Below are 3319 nucleotides of genomic sequence, written 5' to 3' on the forward strand. Positions count from 1 at the left end.
GAATGATATGAAACAAATTTCATACAATACCGTCTAACATTATAAAAGGGCATAAGGCTATACAAAAAGGAGTAAAGTGGGAGAAAATGGCAAAGCGAAATTGGGTAATTTCACTACTAGTGGCAGTCTGTTTAATTGGAACTGGATGTACGGCACAAACTGCAAAAGAAAAAGAAGCAAAAGCAGCGGAACAGCAGGAAAAAATCGAAAATGAGAAAAAACTACTAGAAGAAAAGAAGTTGGCAGAAGCAAAGAAACGAGAAGAAGAACGGAAGCGGGAAGAAGCAAGGCCTGTTTATGTCAATATCGTTGACCCGAATACGAAGGACGTTGTTAAAACTTTTAATACAAAGGATCTAGGGTATATAACAAATCCTGCCAATTATAAAGTTGAAATAGCGAAAATAATAAGAGAATTAGCTCGTGGAACCGAATCGAAACCTGGTTACGACAAACGAATGGTTCTCGATAAACTGGATGACGATGGTACGATCATCAAAGGTACTCCGCAACAAATCCTTGAAGAAGAAGAGTTGGCCGAGAAGATTATGTTGGTATCAGAAAAAGGCGGCAATGTGGAATTACCTATATATATAAATGCAAGTGGATATCAAGCTGAGGAGGCTTCCGAATTAGATGATGTCTTAGTAGCTTCATATACCACCCATTTTAATAGTGGTACTGTGGGAAGAACTAAAAATATTGAACTATCAGCTAAGGCAATAAATAATATCATCCTTGGAACGAATGATTCTTTCTCCTATAATACAACAGTTGGCCCGAGTGATGCCGAACACGGATATCAAAAAGCACCAGAGATAAATTACGGGAAATTAGTTGAAGGTTATGGTGGTGGAATCTGTCAAACTTCTTCTACTTTGTATAATGCCATCGATCAACTGGAGGTACAATATATCGAAAAACACCATCATTCCTTAACAGTTGGTTACGTGCCAAAAGGAAGAGATGCGACTGTTTCTTATGGAGGTAAAGATTTTAGATTTAAAAATACAACGGGTGTACCTTTAATTTTAAAAGCAATTGTAAACGGAGGGTCACTAACGGTTGAAGTAAGGACGTCAAAAACTTATCAAAGTCAACTTAAGAAACGAATCTAACAAGTAAATTGTGAATTTCCCAAATAAAATGATACCATAAATGAAAAAAGAATCCCTTCATTAATCCGAATAAACGGAAATAATGGAGGGATTTTCATTTTTTTCTGAAAGGGATAGATTCGGATAAAATTACTGCATTTCTTCCCAATCTGCGTATTGACCTGTGCCTTGACATCCTGGACATTCAAATGAATTGAAATAGGCAAATTCATTATAAGGGTACACGGTATAGCCGCGGCCATGACAATCTGGACATTTGCCTTGATCCTTCATATTAGTGACATGATTTTGGTATTTTGATTCTTTCCATTGGTTAAAAGAGTTAAGTAGTCCCATTTTATTCACCTCATCTTTTTTCTTCTTAGTATGGAGAAAAAATGGAATTATTATGCTTGTATTATTTTATTGCTAATAGGGAATTCAGTGGAATAAAAGATTCCATTTATCAAACTTCATTACTCTTCTATAATAATTTTATGTGAAATCACTTGGTTTTGTGCTAGATAATAAAAAAACAGAAAGCTAAAATAGCTTTCCGCGCGTTTGGTTAAATCTTATTTTCCGGTAATGTTCAATTTCTTCATTCGATATTGTAAGCTTTGCCTACTAAGCCCAAGGAGATTAGCAGTCCGAGAGATATTAAAATCATTTCTAGATAATACATGATCAATATAGGATTTTTCAAATAATTCCATTTGATATTTTAGCGGTACCGCTGCTTCCGAATTTTCCTTGATAAAGGTATCAACTGTTGAAAGGGGGATCATTCTCTCTTTCATTTGCATTTTGCTTCGATATTGATAAGGTAAATGGGAATAGGAAATCCATTCTTCATCGATCATAATGTTCATAGCTGCTTCAATTATATGTTCAAGTTCCCGAACATTTCCAAGCCAGTCATATTCAAAGAAAGACTGTCGAACCTCCTCAGTCAACCCTTTTACAGTCATCTGAAACAACTCATTGTATTTTTTGATAAAATGCTGGACTAATAAGGGAATATCTTCTTTCCGGTCTTTTAGAGATGGTACAAAAATGGTAACGACTCCTAGTCGATAGTATAAGTCTTTACGCATTCGATCATTAGCAATTGCATCGATCGGATCTTCATTCATGTTAGCGATGACTCGAACATCAACGGGTGTATCCTTCGTATCACCGATTCGCCTAATCGTTTTTTCTTGAAGAACTCGAAGTAATTTTGCCTGAAGATTAAGATTCAAAGAGTTAATCTCATCAAGAAGCAGGGTTCCACCATTCGCCTGCTCAAATAAGCCTGGGGTATCGACAGCCCCCGTAAACGCACCTCGCTTTGTTCCAAACAGAAGACTTTCAATTAGATTATCTGGTAATGCAGCGCAGTTTTGTGAAATAAACGGAGCAGATAAACGATTACTCCCGTTGTGAATACTTTGAGCAAAAAGTTCCTTCCCAGTACCTGTATCTCCAACGATTAAAACATAGGAAGAGGTTCGGGTTGCGCGCTTAGCAGATTCTATGACTTCTTGAATAGCTGGGCTGTCTCCAATGATTTTATCAAACGTGTATCGAGTAGCCCCCTTATTCATATTGCCTTTCATAAGTCGCTCTAGCTTTGTTACATCCTTGGCAATTTCGACAGCGCCTTGAAGTTTTTCATTCTGATAAATTGGAATAGTATTGTTAATGGTCGAAATTTCGCGGCCTTTGTTATTAAAATAAGTTTGTTTTACGTTAATCGTTTCTTTGCCTTCTTGCAGCGCTTTTACTAGTGTACTAGATTGGTCGTCTTTAAACATAAATACATCTAGAAGGTTTTTATCAATAACATCTTGATGATCCATAGACTCCATTTGCATCATTTTTTTATTATAAATAATCGTTTTCCCTGTTTCATCTACGGCATGGACACCCACATCTACTTCGTCTAAGATCCGCTTATACATCCGATTTACATATTGTAAATAACTAACTGTATGATTTGTTTTCTCCATCCTCATTCATTCCCTTTTATTAATCCTTTATGCACCTATTTAACCAAATAAAACGTAATAATGCAAAATAGTTTTGCAGTTTTATAAAAAAAGTGAGAATTTTGCAAAGAAAATTGGCATTGGCAATAGCTGACCTTTATTTGGTCTATTTTGAAAAATATAACTATCCCTTTTCATGGTAAATGTAATTTTGCAGTATAGGCGCAAAATTTTTTTGTGCATGCAAAC

Annotated in this window: 3 protein-coding genes; 1 reads left to right on the forward strand and 2 read right to left on the reverse strand. The window is 35.8% G+C overall.

Annotated features, from left to right (window positions below):
* Positions 1 to 86 precede the first annotated feature (86 nt).
* The gene (locus V7137_RS08630; RefSeq protein WP_335697704.1) at positions 87 to 1118 is read left to right on the forward strand and encodes a VanW family protein; all 1032 of its coding nucleotides are present in this window, start codon (positions 87 to 89) and stop codon (positions 1116 to 1118) included.
* A gap of 129 nt (positions 1119 to 1247) precedes the next feature.
* Here the strand turns inward: V7137_RS08630 and V7137_RS08635 are convergent, their stop codons facing one another.
* Both V7137_RS08635 and V7137_RS08640 read right to left on the reverse strand, forming a co-directional pair.
* A complete protein-coding gene (locus tag V7137_RS08635) occupies positions 1248 to 1454 on the reverse strand; it encodes a methionine aminopeptidase (RefSeq protein WP_335697705.1) in 207 nt (68 codons plus the stop codon).
* A 218-nt stretch (positions 1455 to 1672) separates the two neighbouring features.
* Positions 1673 to 3091 (reverse strand): sigma-54 interaction domain-containing protein, encoded by a 1419-nt coding sequence (locus tag V7137_RS08640; protein WP_335697706.1) that lies wholly within the window; start codon positions 3089 to 3091, stop codon positions 1673 to 1675.
* Positions 3092 to 3319 lie beyond the last annotated feature (228 nt).

The organism is Neobacillus drentensis (genome assembly GCF_036962765.1).
GTDB classification, from domain to species: Bacteria; Bacillota; Bacilli; order Bacillales; family Cytobacillaceae; genus Neobacillus; species Neobacillus drentensis_C.